This window comes from Inquilinus limosus MP06, assembly GCF_000767795.1.
GTDB classification, from domain to species: Bacteria; Pseudomonadota; Alphaproteobacteria; order DSM-16000; family Inquilinaceae; genus Inquilinus; species Inquilinus limosus_E.
Genome location: NZ_JANX01000101.1, coordinates 1 through 14918 on the forward strand (window position 1 = coordinate 1; position 14918 = coordinate 14918).

Annotated in this window: 10 protein-coding genes; 5 read left to right on the forward strand and 5 right to left on the reverse strand. The window is 69.4% G+C overall.

Annotation, left to right across the window (positions count from 1 at the left end):
• The first annotated feature begins 167 nt into the window (after window positions 1-167).
• Complete coding sequence (locus P409_RS10840) at window positions 168-1475, forward strand: MFS transporter (RefSeq protein ID WP_034835390.1); 1308 nt, start codon at window positions 168-170, stop codon at window positions 1473-1475.
• A gap of 9 nt (window positions 1476-1484) precedes the next feature.
• Here P409_RS10840 and P409_RS10845 read toward each other — a convergent pair whose 3' ends face one another.
• Window positions 1485-2207 (reverse strand): DUF4241 domain-containing protein, encoded by a 723-nt coding sequence (locus P409_RS10845; protein WP_052120372.1) that lies wholly within the window; start codon window positions 2205-2207, stop codon window positions 1485-1487.
• Window positions 2208-2232: 25 nt separating this feature from the next.
• Window positions 2233-4089 carry an ABCB family ABC transporter ATP-binding protein/permease gene (locus P409_RS10850; RefSeq protein ID WP_052120374.1) on the reverse strand — a complete coding sequence of 619 codons (1857 nt, stop codon included), beginning with the start codon at window positions 4087-4089 and terminating at the stop codon, window positions 2233-2235.
• Between the two features lie 207 nt (window positions 4090-4296).
• Here P409_RS10850 and P409_RS10855 point away from each other — a divergent pair, with 207 nt between their 5' ends.
• Both P409_RS10855 and P409_RS10860 read left to right on the forward strand, forming a co-directional pair.
• Window positions 4297-5979, forward strand: a complete 1683-nt coding sequence (locus P409_RS10855) for a L,D-transpeptidase family protein (protein WP_034835392.1) — start codon at window positions 4297-4299, stop codon at window positions 5977-5979.
• Window positions 5980-6306: 327 nt separating this feature from the next.
• Window positions 6307-6843: a DUF882 domain-containing protein gene (locus tag P409_RS10860; protein WP_034835395.1), complete on the forward strand. Its 537-nt coding sequence runs from the start codon at window positions 6307-6309 to the stop codon at window positions 6841-6843.
• Between the two features lie 59 nt (window positions 6844-6902).
• Here P409_RS10860 and P409_RS10865 read toward each other — a convergent pair whose 3' ends face one another.
• From P409_RS10865 to P409_RS10875, 3 genes are read right to left on the reverse strand one after another with little or no spacing between them, the layout of a single operon-like run.
• Window positions 6903-7619, reverse strand: coding sequence for a metallophosphoesterase family protein (locus P409_RS10865; protein WP_034835398.1), 717 nt, complete (start codon window positions 7617-7619; stop codon window positions 6903-6905).
• A gap of 27 nt (window positions 7620-7646) precedes the next feature.
• Entirely contained in the window at window positions 7647-8522 is an 876-nt protein-coding gene (locus tag P409_RS10870) for a nucleotidyltransferase family protein (protein ID WP_238578647.1), read from the reverse strand.
• Window positions 8495-9121: a DapH/DapD/GlmU-related protein gene (locus P409_RS10875; protein WP_034835400.1), complete on the reverse strand. Its 627-nt coding sequence runs from the start codon at window positions 9119-9121 to the stop codon at window positions 8495-8497. Before P409_RS10875 ends, P409_RS10870 begins: the two co-directional genes overlap by 28 nt.
• A 536-nt stretch (window positions 9122-9657) precedes the next feature.
• Between P409_RS10875 and lhpI the strand changes: the two genes are divergently transcribed.
• Window positions 9658-11361, forward strand: a complete 1704-nt coding sequence (gene lhpI / locus P409_RS10880; RefSeq protein ID WP_034835403.1) for a cis-3-hydroxy-L-proline dehydratase — start codon at window positions 9658-9660, stop codon at window positions 11359-11361.
• Window positions 11362-11550: 189 nt separating this feature from the next.
• A partial coding sequence (gene putA, locus P409_RS10885) for a trifunctional transcriptional regulator/proline dehydrogenase/L-glutamate gamma-semialdehyde dehydrogenase (RefSeq protein ID WP_052120378.1) occupies window positions 11551-14918 on the forward strand: 3368 nt, incomplete at its 3' end.

A 14918-nucleotide genomic window follows, 5' to 3' on the forward strand; every position in this document is an offset into this window, starting at 1 on the left:
ATTTTGTCGAGGCCGGGACCAGCCCTCACCCGCCAGCGCTGCGCGCTGTCGACCTCTCCCGCGTCCGGCGGGAGAGGCAATCCGAAAGACCGGCGTGATCCCGCTTCGCGATCGCCCCGAGCAAACATCCGGCCAGCAGAGCCGGCCATCATGGGAGGAGGGACGCCATGGGAGCGCGGCTGCGCTGGTTCATCGTCTTCCTGCTGTTCCTGGGCGGCGGCATCAGCTATCTCGACCGGGCCGCGCTGTCGATCGCGGCGCCGCTGATCGCCGACGACCTCGGACTCGACCCCGCCCGCCTCGGTATCGTCTTCAGCAGCTTCTTCTTCGGCTACGCCCTGTTCTGCTTCGTCGGCGGCTGGGCGTCCGACAGGATCGGGCCGAAGAACGTCTTCACCCTGGCGATGACGGTCTGGTCGGTGTTCTGCGGCCTGACCGCCGCCGCCACCAGCCTGGCCTTCCTGCTGGTGGTGCGGGTGGTCTTCGGCATGGGCGAGGGGCCGTTCAGCGCCACCGCAAACAAGGTGGTCAGCAACTGGTTTCCGCGCCGCGAGCAGGCGACCGCCGTCGGCCTCGCCAATGCCGGGCAGCCGATCGGCGCCGCTTTGGCCGGGCCGGTGGTCGGGTCGATCGCCGTGCTGGCGGGCTGGCGCATCTCCTTCATCGTCATCGCCGCGGTCGGGCTGGCCTGGGTCGTGGGCTGGGCGCTGCTGGCCACCGACCGGCCGGAGCAGCACCGTTGGCTCGGCACCGTCGAGCGCAAGGAGCTGGAGGAGGAGCGGGCCAAGCCGCCGGCCGTGACGGCCCGGCTGCCGCTCTCCGCCTATCTGCGCCGGCCGGCGATCCTGGCCACCGCCTTCGCCTTCTTCGGCTACGCCTACATCCTCTATTTCTTCCTGTCCTGGTTCCCGACCTATTTGGTCAAGGCGCAGGGCCTCAGCATCGGGACCATGGGTGTGGTCAATGCCATCCCCTGGATGATCGGCTGCATCGGCATGGTGCTGGGCGGCATGGTCTGCGACCGCCTCTACCAGCGCACCGGCAACGCCGTGTTCGCGCGCAAGCTGATCCTGGTCGGCAGCCTGGCCATCGCGGCGATCTGCGTCGCGTTGGCCGGCGTCGTCACCGGCGTCACCGGCGTGGTGGCGCTGATGGCGGTCTCGGTCTTCTTCATGTACCTGACCGCGAACACCTACTGGGCGATCATCCTCGACACGGTGGAGGAGGGGCGGGTCGGCAGCGTCGGCGGCTTCGTCCACCTGATCGCCAACCTCGCCGGCATCGTGGCGCCGTCGGTCACCGGCTTCATGGTCGAGTGGTCGGGCAGCTTCGCCGGCGCCTTCGTGCTGACCGGCGCCATCGCCATCGTCGGCGCGCTGTCGGTCGCGGTGTTCGTGCGCAGCCCTGCGCCGGCGGAGCGGCCGTGGCCGCAGCCGGCCAAATCGCTGGCCGGGGCGGGCTCGCAGAGATCGTAAGGGGCCGCGCTATTTCCCGGCGCGCCACTCCACCACGCCGAAATCGGTGACCAGCGCGACCACGCGGCCGGCCTCGTCGAGGCCGAACCAGGAGGCGTAGAAGCCGTCGCCCCAGCCCGAGGAGAACATCGCCACATTGGCCTGCCCATACGGGCGCAGCAGCCAGGCCCGGCTGCCGACCGGCGCGCTGTTCAGGGCATCGACCAGCCGCATCGTCGCGGCCTCGCCGGCCGTCGCCGCCAGGTAGGGCGCCTGGGTGGCGGCGTCCATGAACGCACCGGTGCCGGTGTCGACGCCGTAGCCGTGGATGTATCCCGGCTTCAGCGCCGCGAGGGTCTGGCCGGGGCGCAGCGCCATCTCCCAGCGCACCGCCGGCCGGTCGGAGAAGAGGATGCGGGCGAAGGCCACGCGCTCGTCATCCGGCAGCTTTGCCAGGGCCAGCTGGACCGGGAATTTGCCGATGGGCACGCGCCGGGCGAAAGCCTCGATGCCGTCGCAGACGAAGGGATCGCAGGCGACGATCCGGCCGCTCGGCACCCCGAGGAGGCCGATGTCGAGCCGCGAAAGCTCGACCGGCCCGTCGGAGGCCGCGACGGTGAAGCCGGAGCCGAAAGCCTGTGAGAACAGGACCGATTGGGAGAGCGGGGGCTGTTCCGCAGAGGCCCGGCCGGCCGGTGCACAAGCCATCGCAAGCAGCAGGCACCAGGCGAACGGTCGGAACAAGGGGCGCATCAACCCGGCTCCTGCCGCTGCTCCGTCATGACGCCGTGACCATCTCCGGATCGCGGTTCGGCCGGTCCGGCGCCACCAGCTCGCCGCGCTCCGCCGCCTCCTGCTGCCGGCGCCACATCTCGGCATAGCGGCCGTTCTCGGCCAGCAGCTGGGAATGGCTGCCGCGCTCGGCGATGCGGCCGTCGGCCAGCACGATGATCTCGTCGGCGTCGATCACGGTCGACAGCCGGTGCGCGATCACCAGCGTGGTCTTGCCCTGGCTGACCTCGCGCAGATTGGCCTGGATCTCGCGCTCGGTGTTGGTGTCGAGCGCCGAGGTCGCCTCGTCGAACAGCAGGATCGCCGGGTCCTTCAGGATGGTGCGGGCGATCGCCACGCGCTGCTTCTCGCCGCCGGACAGCTTCAGCCCGCGCTCGCCGACCTTGGTGTCGTAGCCGTCGGGCAGGCGCAGCACGAAGTCGTGGATCCGCGCCATCTGGGCGGCCGCGACCACCTCCTCGTCGGTTGCCCCCGGCCGGCCATAGGCGATGTTGTAGCGGATGGTGTCGTTGAACAGCACCGTGTCCTGCGGGACGATGCCGATCGCCCCGCGCAGGCTGGCCTGGGTGATGTCGCGGATGTCCTGCCCGTCGATCCGCACCGCCCCGGCGGTGACGTCGTAGAAGCGGAACAAGAGGCGGCTGATGGTCGACTTGCCCGCCCCGGTCGGCCCGACGATGGCGACGGTGTGCCCGGCCGGCACGGTGAAGGTCACGCCCTTCAGGATGGCGCGGCGCGGGTCGTAGCCGAACTCGACATCGGTGAAGCTGACCGTGCCGCCCTGCACCTGCAGCGGCCGGGCGCCCGGCGCGTCCGTCACCTCCTGCGGCACGCCGAGCAGCGAGAACATCTTCTCGATGTCCACCAGCGCCTGCTTCACCTCGCGATAGACGAAGCCGAAGAAGTTCAGCGGCAGGTACAGCTGGATCAGATAGGTGTTGGCCAGCACGAAGTCGCCGACCGTCAGCCGGCCCTCGACGATGCCGGCCGCGGCCATCCACATCACCGCGGTCAGGCCGATGGCGATGATCGCCGCCTGGCCGATGTTCAGCAGCGACAGCGACACCTGGCTGCGCACCGCCGCCCGCTCGTAGCGGATCAGCGACGCCTCGTAGCGCCGCGCCTCATGGTCCTCATTGCCGAAATACTTGACCGTCTCGAAGTTCAGCAGGCTGTCGATCGCCTTGGTGTTGGCCTCCTGGTCGGTCTCGTTCATCTGCCGGCGGTACTTGGTCCGCCATTCCGTCACCCACAGGGTGAAGGCGATGTAGAGGACGACCGTGGCCAGCGTCACCAGGGCGAACCACAGGTCGAGGATCCACCACAGCACGGCGACGACGAACAGGATCTCGACCAGCGTCGGCAGGATGTTGAACAGCATGAAGCGCAGCAAGGTGTCGATCGCCGCATTGCCCCGTTCGATCGCCCGCGACAGGCCGCCGGTCTGGCGGTCGAGATGGAAGCGCAGCGACAGGCTGTGCAGGTGCTGGAACGTCGCCAGGCCGGTGCGGCGGATGGCGCGCTGCGCCACCTTGGCGAAGATCGCGTCGCGCAGCTCGCCGAAGGCCAGGCTCAGCACCCGGGCCGCGCCATAGGCCAGGATGACGCCGACCGGCAGGATCAGCGGCAGCCCGCCCTTCACCGACAGCGCGTCGATGGCCTGCTTGTAGAAGATCGGGGTGTAGACGCTGGCGATCTTGGCCGCGATCAGCAGCAGCACCGCCAGCACCACCCGGACCCGCATCTCCAGCTGGCCGGCCGGCCAGAGGTAGGGGGCGAGCGAGCGCAAGGGATGACGACCCTTGGCGGCGTCGATGACGGAAGGGGGCGTGGCGGCGTTCATGGTGCGTACCCTAAGCGGGCAGCGCCCGGGCGGGAAGGGCAAAGCCGCGGACGGCATCTTGTCGGCAATGAAGATAAAATTGCATATTTATGTTGCTGTGCCGCAACGCAGTGTGACTTTAACGATTCCATCACGGCAAAAGGACTCCCCTGGTCCCGCGCCCGCGCTACGTATCTGAAGGTTGCTGGAGTTTCGACGATGCGACGCTTGGCTGTCCCGCTTCTGTCCCTGCTGCTCGGCGCGGCCGTGCTGCCGGCTGTGGCGCAGGCCGGGCTGACGCCCGCGACAGCGGTCTCGCCGGACGTCGCTTCCCTCTCCGACCCGCGGGCGGCGATCGAGGCCGCGATCGGCGACGCCGAGACGATCACGGTCGGCGGTGTGGTCCTGAAGGCGCAGAGCGTCCGGGACCTCTATGCGGGCCGTGGCTGGTTTCCGCTGTGGATCGACATGGACGGGCGGCTCGACCCGCGTGTTGGGCCGGTCATGGCGCGCCTGGCCAAGGCGCGTGAGGACGGGCTGGTCCCGGCCGACTACTACGTCGAGCCGCTGCAGGACCTGATCCGGTCCGCCGATGCGGACGACGTCGTGGCCGCCGAGATCCTGCTCAGCGCCGCGGTCATGCGCTACGGCGCCGATGTGCATGTGGGCCGGCTGGTGCCGCGCGAGATCGACAGCACCTTCGACATCACGCCGAAGCCGGTCGACCGGGCGGCCCTCGCCACCGCGGTGTCGATGCTGCCCGACCCGGACCGGTTCCTGGCCGATCTGGCGCCGAAGCACGCGCTGTACCAGAAGCTGAAGGGCGCGCTGCGGGGATACGAGACCCTGGCCGAGGCCGGCTGGCCCACCATCCCGCCGGGCGAGAGCGTGCGGCCGGGGCAGGAGAGCGACCGCGTGCCGGTGCTGCGCGCGCGCCTGGCCGCGACCGGCGAGTTCGTCGGCGATCCGGCGGATCAGAGCCGGCTCTACGACCCGCAGCTGGTGACGGCGGTCGAGCAGTTCCAGGGCAAGCACGGGCTGAAGGCCGACGGCATCCTGGGGCGCAGCACGCTGGCCATGCTGAACCGGCAGGGGCCGGAGCGGATGAACCAGATCATCGCCAGCATGGAGCGGCTGCGCTGGCTGCCGGACGATCTCGGCCCCGACTACCTGATGGTCAATCTCGCCGCCTTCTCCATGGACGTCGTCGCCGACGGCCAGCTGGTGCGCAGCATGGATGTCGTGGTCGGCCAGCCCAAGACCCAGACGCCGCTGTTCAACAGCGCCCTGACCTATCTCGAGTTCAACCCGACCTGGACGGTGCCTCCGTCGATCGCCAGCAAGGAGTACCTGCCGAGGCTGCGCAGCAATCCGGGCTATCTCGCGAGCCGCAACTACAAGCTGTTCTCCGGCTGGGGCAGCGGCTCGCGGGAGATGAGCGCCGACTATGTCGACTGGAACGGCGTCGGGGCCGGCACCATGCGGGGCCTGCGCATCCGGCAGGAGCCGGGGCCGGGCAACGCCCTGGGCAAGGTCAAGTTCATGATGGCCAACAACTGGGCCGTCTATCTCCACGACACGCCGTCGAAGAGCTACTTCAAGCGCAGCAACCGGGCCCTGTCGCATGGCTGCGTGCGGCTGCAGGACCCGATCTGGCTGGCCGACTACCTGCTGAACGGATCGCCCGACTGGTCGCCGGCGCGGCGGGAGCGGGTGATGGGCAGCTGGACCCCGACGACTCGAATCAATCTGCCGACTCCGATGCCGCTCTACCTCGTCTACCAGACCGCATGGATCGATCGGAGCGGGGAGGTGGCGTTCCGGGACGACATCTACGGCATCGACGCCAAGGTCATCGCGGCGCTGCAGGCCCGTGAAACCCGGCGCGAACAACTCGCATCTTCACGCTGAAATCCTCGTACGATTCAAACGTTGCTCCAAAGGGCGGCCGAATTTCGGTCGTCCTTTTTTATTTTTCCTTGATGTTTTCGCGATGCTGCAAATTCTATATTATGATTTTCCGGAGTTTTACTTCTAGTTTCACCAGAAGTGCGACAGATCTACCACAATGTTGCCATTATATCACAGAGTTTCTTTGTAAACGTGAGAAGAAATGGTTGATTCCCGCTTCGGCCTGCTTCACAAAGGACGCCATCGAACGCCCGGCGCCGAGTATAGGCGTGTAAAGCGTCAGAAATGCCGGAAGCGTAGCGAGTGATGTTAGGAGCAGCGGGAACGATGCAGAGACGGCAATTCCTGAGGATGTCGGCCGGGGCTGTCGCAGCCGCAGCCGTCGCGCCCATCGCACCACTCTCAGCCCTTGCCGCCACCAATCGAAGAACGCTTCATCTCTACGACGCCCACAACCTGGTCGAAATCAAGGAAGAGTACTTTGTCGACGGCTGGTACAATCCGGACGTCCTGGCGAAGTTCAATTATTTCCTGCGCGACTGGCGGTCGGACGAAGTCCGGGTGATGGATCCGAAGCTGCTCGACATTCTCAATGCTCTGCAGCGCCGGGGCGGGTCGGACGAGCCGATCCATGTCGTCTGCGGCTACCGCTCCCGCGCCACCAACGCCATGCTGGCCCGCCGCAGCCGCGGCGTCGCCCGCAATTCCCTGCACATCCAGGGGCAGGCGGCCGACATCTTCATGCCGAATATGAGCCTGGCCAGCCTGCGCCGGAACGCGGTCGACCTCCAGGCGGGTGGCGTCGGCTACTATCCGCGCTCCAACTTCGTCCACGTCGACACCGGCGATATCCGCACCTGGTGACGGGCGTGATGCGGACGGGCAGGGGCCGCCTCCGGGCGGCCCCTTCCATTTGAGCTCCGTCACAGGTCGATCAGCGCGTAGGGTCGGCCGCTCGGCTTCTCGATCGCCCAGGCGACGTTGTAGACCGGCGCCCCGCCCGGGGTGTGGCCCTGATACACGCCGCGATGGGCGTGGCCGTGCACCACCGCGCTGACGGTGAAGCGGTCGATCGTCTCGGCCAGGCGTGAGGAGCCGAGGAAGGGATAGATCTCCAGCGGCTCCCCTTCGATCGTCTCGACGATCGGGGCGTAGTGCAGCACCACCATCGCCCGTGGCGTCTTGACGGTGCGCATCGCGTTCTCCAGCCGCATCGCCTCGGACACGGCGACGGAGACGAACTCCTTGGTCTCCGGTTCGCCGAAGGACCCCAGCATCCGCCGCCCGAAGCCGCCGGCGAAACCCTTGACCCCGACGAAGCCGACCCCGTCCAGTTCGACCGCGCTGCCGTCCAGCAGGCGCAGCCCGGCCTGGGTCAGGATCGACCGCACCTCGTCGACCGCGCCGCATTCGTAGTCGTGGTTGCCCAGCACCCCGAGCACCGGGATCGGGCAGGCGCGCAGGTCCTCGGCCAGCCGTTCCGCCTGCTGTACCGTGCCGGTGTCGGTCAGGTCGCCGCACAGCACCAGGGCATCGGCGGCCTGGCCGATCTCGCCGAACATCTCGCGCAGCGGGTCGGAATCGTCCTTGACGTGGATGTCGCCGATCGCGGCGACGGTGAATGTCCCGTCTTTCGCCATGGGTCGGTTCCGCTCTCCTGTCTCGTGTCAGGCGTCGCGCCACTCGCCCTCGCCGCCGACATCGGCGAAGCCCCAGTCCTCGACCGCCGCGGCGTAGTCGACCCGCGACAGCATGCGGCCGCGGCAGACCTTCATCTGCGGCGGGGGCAGGTCCAGCTGGTGGCGCAGCCGGTCCATCAGCTCGTCCATCAGCCAGCGCGGCACCCGGTCGCGCTCCGTCGGGTAGACCCAGCGGAAGTTCATCAGATGAACCAGCAGCATCTCCCAATGCAGCTCCATGTATCCGAGCAGCCGCTGCCAATCGATCTCGTCATGCTGCTTGAGGATGACGTGGACCACGTCCGCGCCGTCGTAGCGGTGGCGCATCTGGATGAAGGCCTTGGACCAGATCAGCTCGGTCGGGGCGACGATCCGGACCTTGCTGCCGAAGACCTCGATCTCCCGGGCATGCTCGAACCACTGGTCGTTCACCGGCATGGTGCCGTTCGAAGAGGCATAGATCACGTCGAAGAAATGCCGGCCCTTGTGCACCTTGCCCAGCCAGCGCTCATCCTCGATCTCGATCGAGAAGCCGAGGTCGTGGAAGTGGCCGAGGATCCGTGGGCTGTCCCCGGCCTTGCAGAAGATGTCCAGGTCCTTGGTCGGACGCGAGATGCCGGTATAGGCGCTGACGGCGTAGGTGCCGGCCAGCAGGAACGGCAGGCCGGTCGCGGCCAGATCACGCAGCGCGTCGGAGTAGAAGGCCTCGGCCTGCGGGTCGTGCAGCGTCGGCGCGGCGGCGGCGGTGATCGACGGAATCGGCCGGTCCTCCAGGTTGCGGCAGGCGTTGCAACAACCGGATGGCGGGACGGTCGGTTCCGTCGCCGGTCGGCGGTTCAGCCCCCGGCTGCGTGCCTGGCGCAAAACCCCTCGGCGTCGAGCGTGCGGAAGTCCTGCAGCGCGGCGCGCAGCCGGTCATGCGGCCAGTCCCACCAGGCCAGCGCCAGCAGCCGCGCCTCCACCGCCTCGGTCACCCGGCGGCGGATCGGCCGGGCCGGGCTGCCGGCGACGATGGTGTAGGGGGCGACGTCGCGGGTGACTACGGCGCCGGCGCCGATCGCCGCCCCGGTGCCGACCGTGACCCCGGGCAGCACGATGGCGCCGTGGCCGATCCAGACGTCGTGGCCGATCGTCACCCGGTTCTCGCGCCGCCAGCCGAAGAAGTCGGTGTCGTCGGTGTCCGAGAGGCCGTAGGCGGAGGAGCGGTAGGTGAAATGGTGCTGCGTCGCCCGCCAGGTCGGGTGGTTCGGCGCGTTCAGCCGGGTGTAGGCGGCGATCGAGCAGAACTTGCCGATCTCGACGCACCAGGCCATCGACCCGTCCATCAGGTAGCTGTAGTCGCCGAGCGTGACCTCGTTCAGCACGGCATGGGCGCCGATCTCGGTGTAGAGGCCGAGGCTGCAGGACGAGACTCGGGCGGTCGGGGCGATCAGGGGCTCGGGCCCCAGGGTCTTGGCGCTCATCGGACTCTCCGGACGGGATTCATGTAGAGGTCTAGACAAGTTCGATGACGATTCTGCTGTCGTCCGGATGAAGGTCATGTCCTGTCGGCCCGCTGCGTCCCGGCCCGGTCCCATGAAAAGGGCCGCCACGGCTGGCGCATCCGGATCGAGACCCGGTCGGTGCCGACCGCCGATCTCTCGACCGCTGGCACCTGACCACCGCGCCGACGGCGAAGGAGGACGGGGAGGTGGTGACCGAACGCTCCTGGACCGAGGACACCCCGCGCGACCTGGTCTAGGCGTAGAGGTCGCCATTCCGCTTTATTGTCATCCTCGGGCTTGACCCGAGGATCCAGGGGCGGCCAGAGCGGCTCTCCGTGGCCCTGGATTGCCGGGTCAAGCCCGGCAATGACAATAAAGTTGAGGCCAATCGCTGTATCCCCCACTCAAAGCCTCAACCGGATACCTGTCGTTCGGGCCCGAGGATGACATTTAGGTCTTGTCCAAAGTCGTGAGCGGCCATAGGCGTCGTCCGTAACAGCCAACGGACCCCACCCATGCCAGCCAGCGCCGACAGCCCCGGTCCGGGGCTCAGCCTCCTCAGCGGGACCGCCGGCGGCCCCGTCGTCGCCATGGACGAGGGGTTGAGCTTCTGGGGCGGGGTCGACGCCGCCACCGGGCGGGTCATCGACATGCACCATCCCCGGCACGGCGCCGCGCTGGCCGGGGCGGTCGTGCTGATGCCCACCAGCCGCGGCTCCTGCTCGGGGTCGGGCGTGCTGCTGGAGCTGGCGACGGCAGGCCGGGCGCCGGCGGCCCTTGTCTTCTCCGAGCCGGAGGACACGCTCACCCTCGGCGCGATCGTCGCCGCCGAAATGTTCGGGCGGGCGATCCCCGTCCTGCGCCTGCCGGCCGAGGCCTTCGCCGCCGTGGCCGCTGCCCGGATGGCGTCAATCACGCCGGACGCCTTGGAGATCGACGGGCTGCGGATCCCCGTCGCGCCGTCGCCCGCCGATGCGCTGGCGCTCGAGGCCCGCGACCGCGCCATGCTCGACGGTGCGGACGGCCCGGCCCTGCAGCAGGCCATGCGCATCCTCACCGCCATGGCGCGGCAGCAGGGGGCTGCGGCGCTCACCGACGTGACGCGCGCCCATATCGACGGCTGCATCTATGCCGGGCCGGCGAACCTCGTCTTCGCCGAGACGATGGAGAAGCTCGGCGCCCGGGTCCGGGTGCCGACCACGATGAACGCCATCTCGGTCGACCGGCAGAACTGGCATGTCCAGGGCGTGCCGCCGGAGTTCGGCGGCCCGGCGGCGCGGCTGGCTGACTCCTACGTGCGGATGGGGTGCCGGCCAAGCTTCACCTGCGCCCCCTATCTCCTGGACGATGCGCCGGGTGCGGGCGAGCCGATCGGCTGGTCGGAATCGAATGCGGTGATCTTCGCCAACTCCGTGCTCGGCGCGCGGACGGCCAAGCATCCGGATTTCCTGGACCTCTGCATCGCGCTGACCGGCCGCGCGCCTCTCGCCGGCGCTTTCCTGGACGAGCATCGGCGGGCGAAGCGGATCGTCGAGGTCGAGCTTCCGGAGGGCGCCGGGCCGGAGGCCTGGCCGCTGATCGGCTATCTCGCCGGCCATGCCGCGCCCGACCGGGTGCCGCTGCTGCGCGGGCTGGCCGGGGCGGGGCCGAGCCGGGACGACCTGAAGGCGCTCTGCGCCGCCTTCGGCACCACCTCGGCGGCGCCGATGCTGCATGTCGAGGGCATCACGCCGGAGGCGGGGCGGGCGGTCGATCCCGGGGCCGACCGCGTCGTCATCACCCGCGCGCAGCTGGCCGAGGGCTGGGCCAAGCTGAACGAGGGGCCGGAGGCGGTGGAGCTCGTCGCCATCGGCAGCCCGCATGCTTCGCTTTCGGAGTGTCGAGCGCTCGCCGAGGGTTTGGCCGGCCGCCGACGGACTCCGGAGGTCGCGGTGATCGTCACCGCAGGTCGGCAGGTGATCGCCGCCGCCGAGGCCGACGGCACCATGGCGCGGTTGCGCGTCGGCGGTGTCGATGTGATCCCCGATCTCTGCTGGTGCTCGATCTCGCGGCCCGTCTTCCCGGTGGAGGCGAAGACGGTCATCACCACCTCCGGCAAATACGCCCATTACGGGCCGGGGCTGTCGGGCTGCGCCGTGCGTCTCGGTACCCTCGGCGACTGCATCGAGGCCGCTCTGACCGGGCGGGTTCCGTCGCGGCGGCCGGGCTGGTTGTCCTGACGCCTTCACCGTCATCGCGAGGAGGCGAAGACGACGAAGCAACCCATCGTCCCGCACGAGCGGCTGCATGGATTGCTTCGCTGCGCTCGCAATGACGGAGTAGGGAGGTGCAACCCGGCGGAAGGTGAGGTTGCACCTTTAGCCCGATCGATGGTACTACTGCCACACAACAAACCGCAGGGCAGGGCCATGGGCAGCACGACGTTCGGCGTGAAGATCGATGACGAGCTGCGGGCGCGGCTGAAGGCGGCGGCGGAGAAGCAGGGCCGCACCCCGCACTGGCTGGTCAAGCAGGCCATGCTGCTGATGCTCGACCGGGTCGAGCGCGGCGAGACCTTCGGCGGCCCCGACGAGGCCGAAGCCGGCGACGCGGCCGACGTGACGACGGCCGAGGACTCCGGCCCGCAGCCCTTCCTCGACTTCGCCCAGTCGGTGCAGCCGCAGACCGTGCTGCGCGCCAAGATCACCGCCGCCTATCGCCGGCCGGAGGAGGAGTGCCTGCCCTTCATCCTGGCCGGCGCCACCCTGCCGAAGCCGGTGACCGACGGGGCCAGGGGCATCGCCCGCACCCTGGTCGAGGCGCTGCGTGCCAAGGGCGTCGGCGCCGGTGTCGAGGGGCTGATCCAGGAATTCTCGCTGTCGAGCCATGAGGGCGTGGCCCTGATGTGCCTGGCCGAGGCGCTGCTGCGCATCCCCGACCGCGCCACCCGCGACGCGCTGATCCGGGACAAGATCTCCTCCGGCGACTGGCAGTCCCATGTCGGCCAGAGCCCGTCGATGTTCGTCAACGCCGCCGCCTGGGGCCTGGTGGTGACCGGCAAGCTGGTGACCACGAACAGCGAGGCCGGCCTGTCCGCCGCCCTGACCCGGCTGATCGGCCGCGGCGGCGAGCCGCTGATCCGCAAGGGCGTCGACATCGCCATGCGGATGATGGGCGAGCAGTTCGTCTCCGGCCAGACCATCTCCGAGGCGCTGGCCAACGGCCGCAAGCTCGAGGCCAAGGGCTTCCGCTACTCCTACGACATGCTCGGCGAGGCGGCGACCACCGCGGCCGATGCCGACCGCTACTACCGCGACTACGAGCAGGCGATCCACGCCATCGGCAAGGCGGCGGAGCGGCGCGGCATCTATGAGGGGCCGGGCATCTCGATCAAGCTGTCGGCCCTGCATCCGCGCTATTCCCGCGCCCAGGCCGACCGGGTGAAGGGCGAGCTGCTGCCGCGGCTGACTGCGCTGGCGGTGCTGGCCCGCAGCTACGACATCGGCCTCAACATCGATGCCGAGGAGGCCGACCGGCTGGAGCTGTCGCTCGACCTTCTGGAGGCGCTGTGCTTCGACCCGGATCTCTCCGGCTGGAACGGCATCGGCTTCGTGGTCCAGGCCTATCAGAAGCGCTGCCCCTTCGTGATCGACTATGTCATCGACCTGGCCCGGCGCAGCGGCCACCGGCTGATGGTGCGGCTGGTCAAGGGCGCCTATTGGGACAGCGAGATCAAGCGCGCCCAGGTCGATGGCCTCGAAGGCTTCCCGGTCTACACCCGCAAGATATACACCGACGTCTCTTATCTCGCCTGCGCCCGCAAGCTGCTGGCGGCGCCGGACGCGGTGTTCCCGCAATTCGCCACCCACAACGCCCAGACGCTGGCGACCATCTACAAGATGGCCGGCGAGAACTATTATCGCGGCCAGTACGAGTTCCAGTGCCTGCACGGCATGGGCGAGGGGCTGTATGAGGAGGTGGTGGGCCGCGACAAGCTGGACCGGCCCTGCCGGATCTACGCCCCGGTCGGCACCCATGAGACGCTGCTGGCCTATCTGGTCCGCCGCCTGCTGGAGAACGGGGCCAATACCTCCTTCGTCAACCGCATCGGCGACCCCGACGTCTCGATCGACGAGCTGATCGCCGACCCGGTCGAGGCGGCGCGCAAGGTCCAGCCGCTGGGCGCGCCGCATGCCAAGATCGCCGCGCCGCGCGCCTTGTTCGGCGACAGCCGCGACAACTCCGCCGGCATCGATCTGTCGAACGAGCAGCGCCTGGCCTCGCTGTCGGCCGCGCTGCTGTCGGGGGTCGATGCGGTGGTCCGCGCCGTGCCGATGCTGGGCGACGGCGACCGCGACGGGCCCTTGGACATGAATCGGGCACGCGAGATCCGCAACCCGGCCGACCGGCGCGACGTGGTCGGGCAGGTGGTCGAGGCGTCGGCCGAGCAGGTGGACGAGGCGATGGCCCAGGCCGCCGCGGCCGCGCCGATCTGGCAGGCCACGCCGCCGGGCGACCGCGCCGTCTGCCTGATGCGCGCCGCCGACCTGATGGAGGCGCGGATGCCGGCCCTCCTCGGCACCATCATCCGCGAGGCCGGCAAGACCCTGCCGAACGCGATCGGCGAGGTGCGCGAGGCGGTCGACTTCCTGCGCTACTACGCGGCCCAGGTGCGCGACCAGTTCTCCAACGACACGCATCGGCCGCTCGGCCCCGTGGTCTGCATCAGCCCGTGGAACTTCCCGCTGGCGATCTTCACCGGCCAGGTTGCGGCGGCGCTGGCCGCCGGCAACACGGTGCTGGCCAAGCCGGCGGAGGAAACGCCGCTGATTGCCGCCGCGGCGGTTCGGATCCTGCGCGAGGCCGGGGTGCCGGCCGGAGCGGTGCAACTGGTGCCGGGCGCCGGCGAGGTCGGGGCGCGGCTGGTCGCCGACAGCCGCACCCGCGGCGTGATGTTCACCGGCTCGACCGAGGTCGCCAAGATCATCCAGAAGGCGCTGGCCGACCGCCTCGACCCGGAGGGCCGGCCGATCCCTCTGATCGCCGAGACCGGCGGCCAGAACGCGCTGATCGTCGACAGCTCGGCCCTGCCGGAGCAGGTGGTGGGCGACGTGCTGGCATCGGCCTTCGACAGCGCCGGCCAGCGCTGCTCGGCGCTGCGCATCCTGTGCATCCAGGAGGATGTGGCCGACCGCGTGCTGACCATGCTCAAGGGCGCGATGCAGGAGCTGGCCGTCGGCAACCCGGACCGGCTGGCCACCGATGTCGGCCCGGTGATCACCGACGAGGCGCGGGGGATCATCAGCAAGCACATCGAGGCGATGCAGGCCAAGGGCCGCAAGGTCCAGGCCCTGCCACTGCCCGAGGCGGCGAAGCACGGCACCTTCGTGCCGCCGACGCTGATCGAGATCGACTCGATCGCCGAGCTGAAGCGCGAGGTGTTCGGGCCGGTGCTGCATGTGCTGCGCTACCGCCGCAGCCAGCTCGACCAGCTCTTGGACGCGATCAACGCCACCGGCTACGGCCTGACCTTCGGCGTGCACACCCGGATCGACGAGACCATCGCCCGCGTGTCGCACCGCGCCACGGCCGGCAATGTCTACGTCAACCGCAACCTGATCGGCGCCGTGGTCGGGGTGCAGCCCTTCGGCGGCCACGGCCTGTCCGGCACCGGCCCCAAGGCCGGCGGCCCGATGTACCTGTACCGGCTGCTCTCGGTCCGGCCCGAGGCCGGGCCGGTGGCGCCCGAGGCCGGCGCCGGGGCGGAGAAGCGGTTCCAGCCGCTGCGCGACTGGGC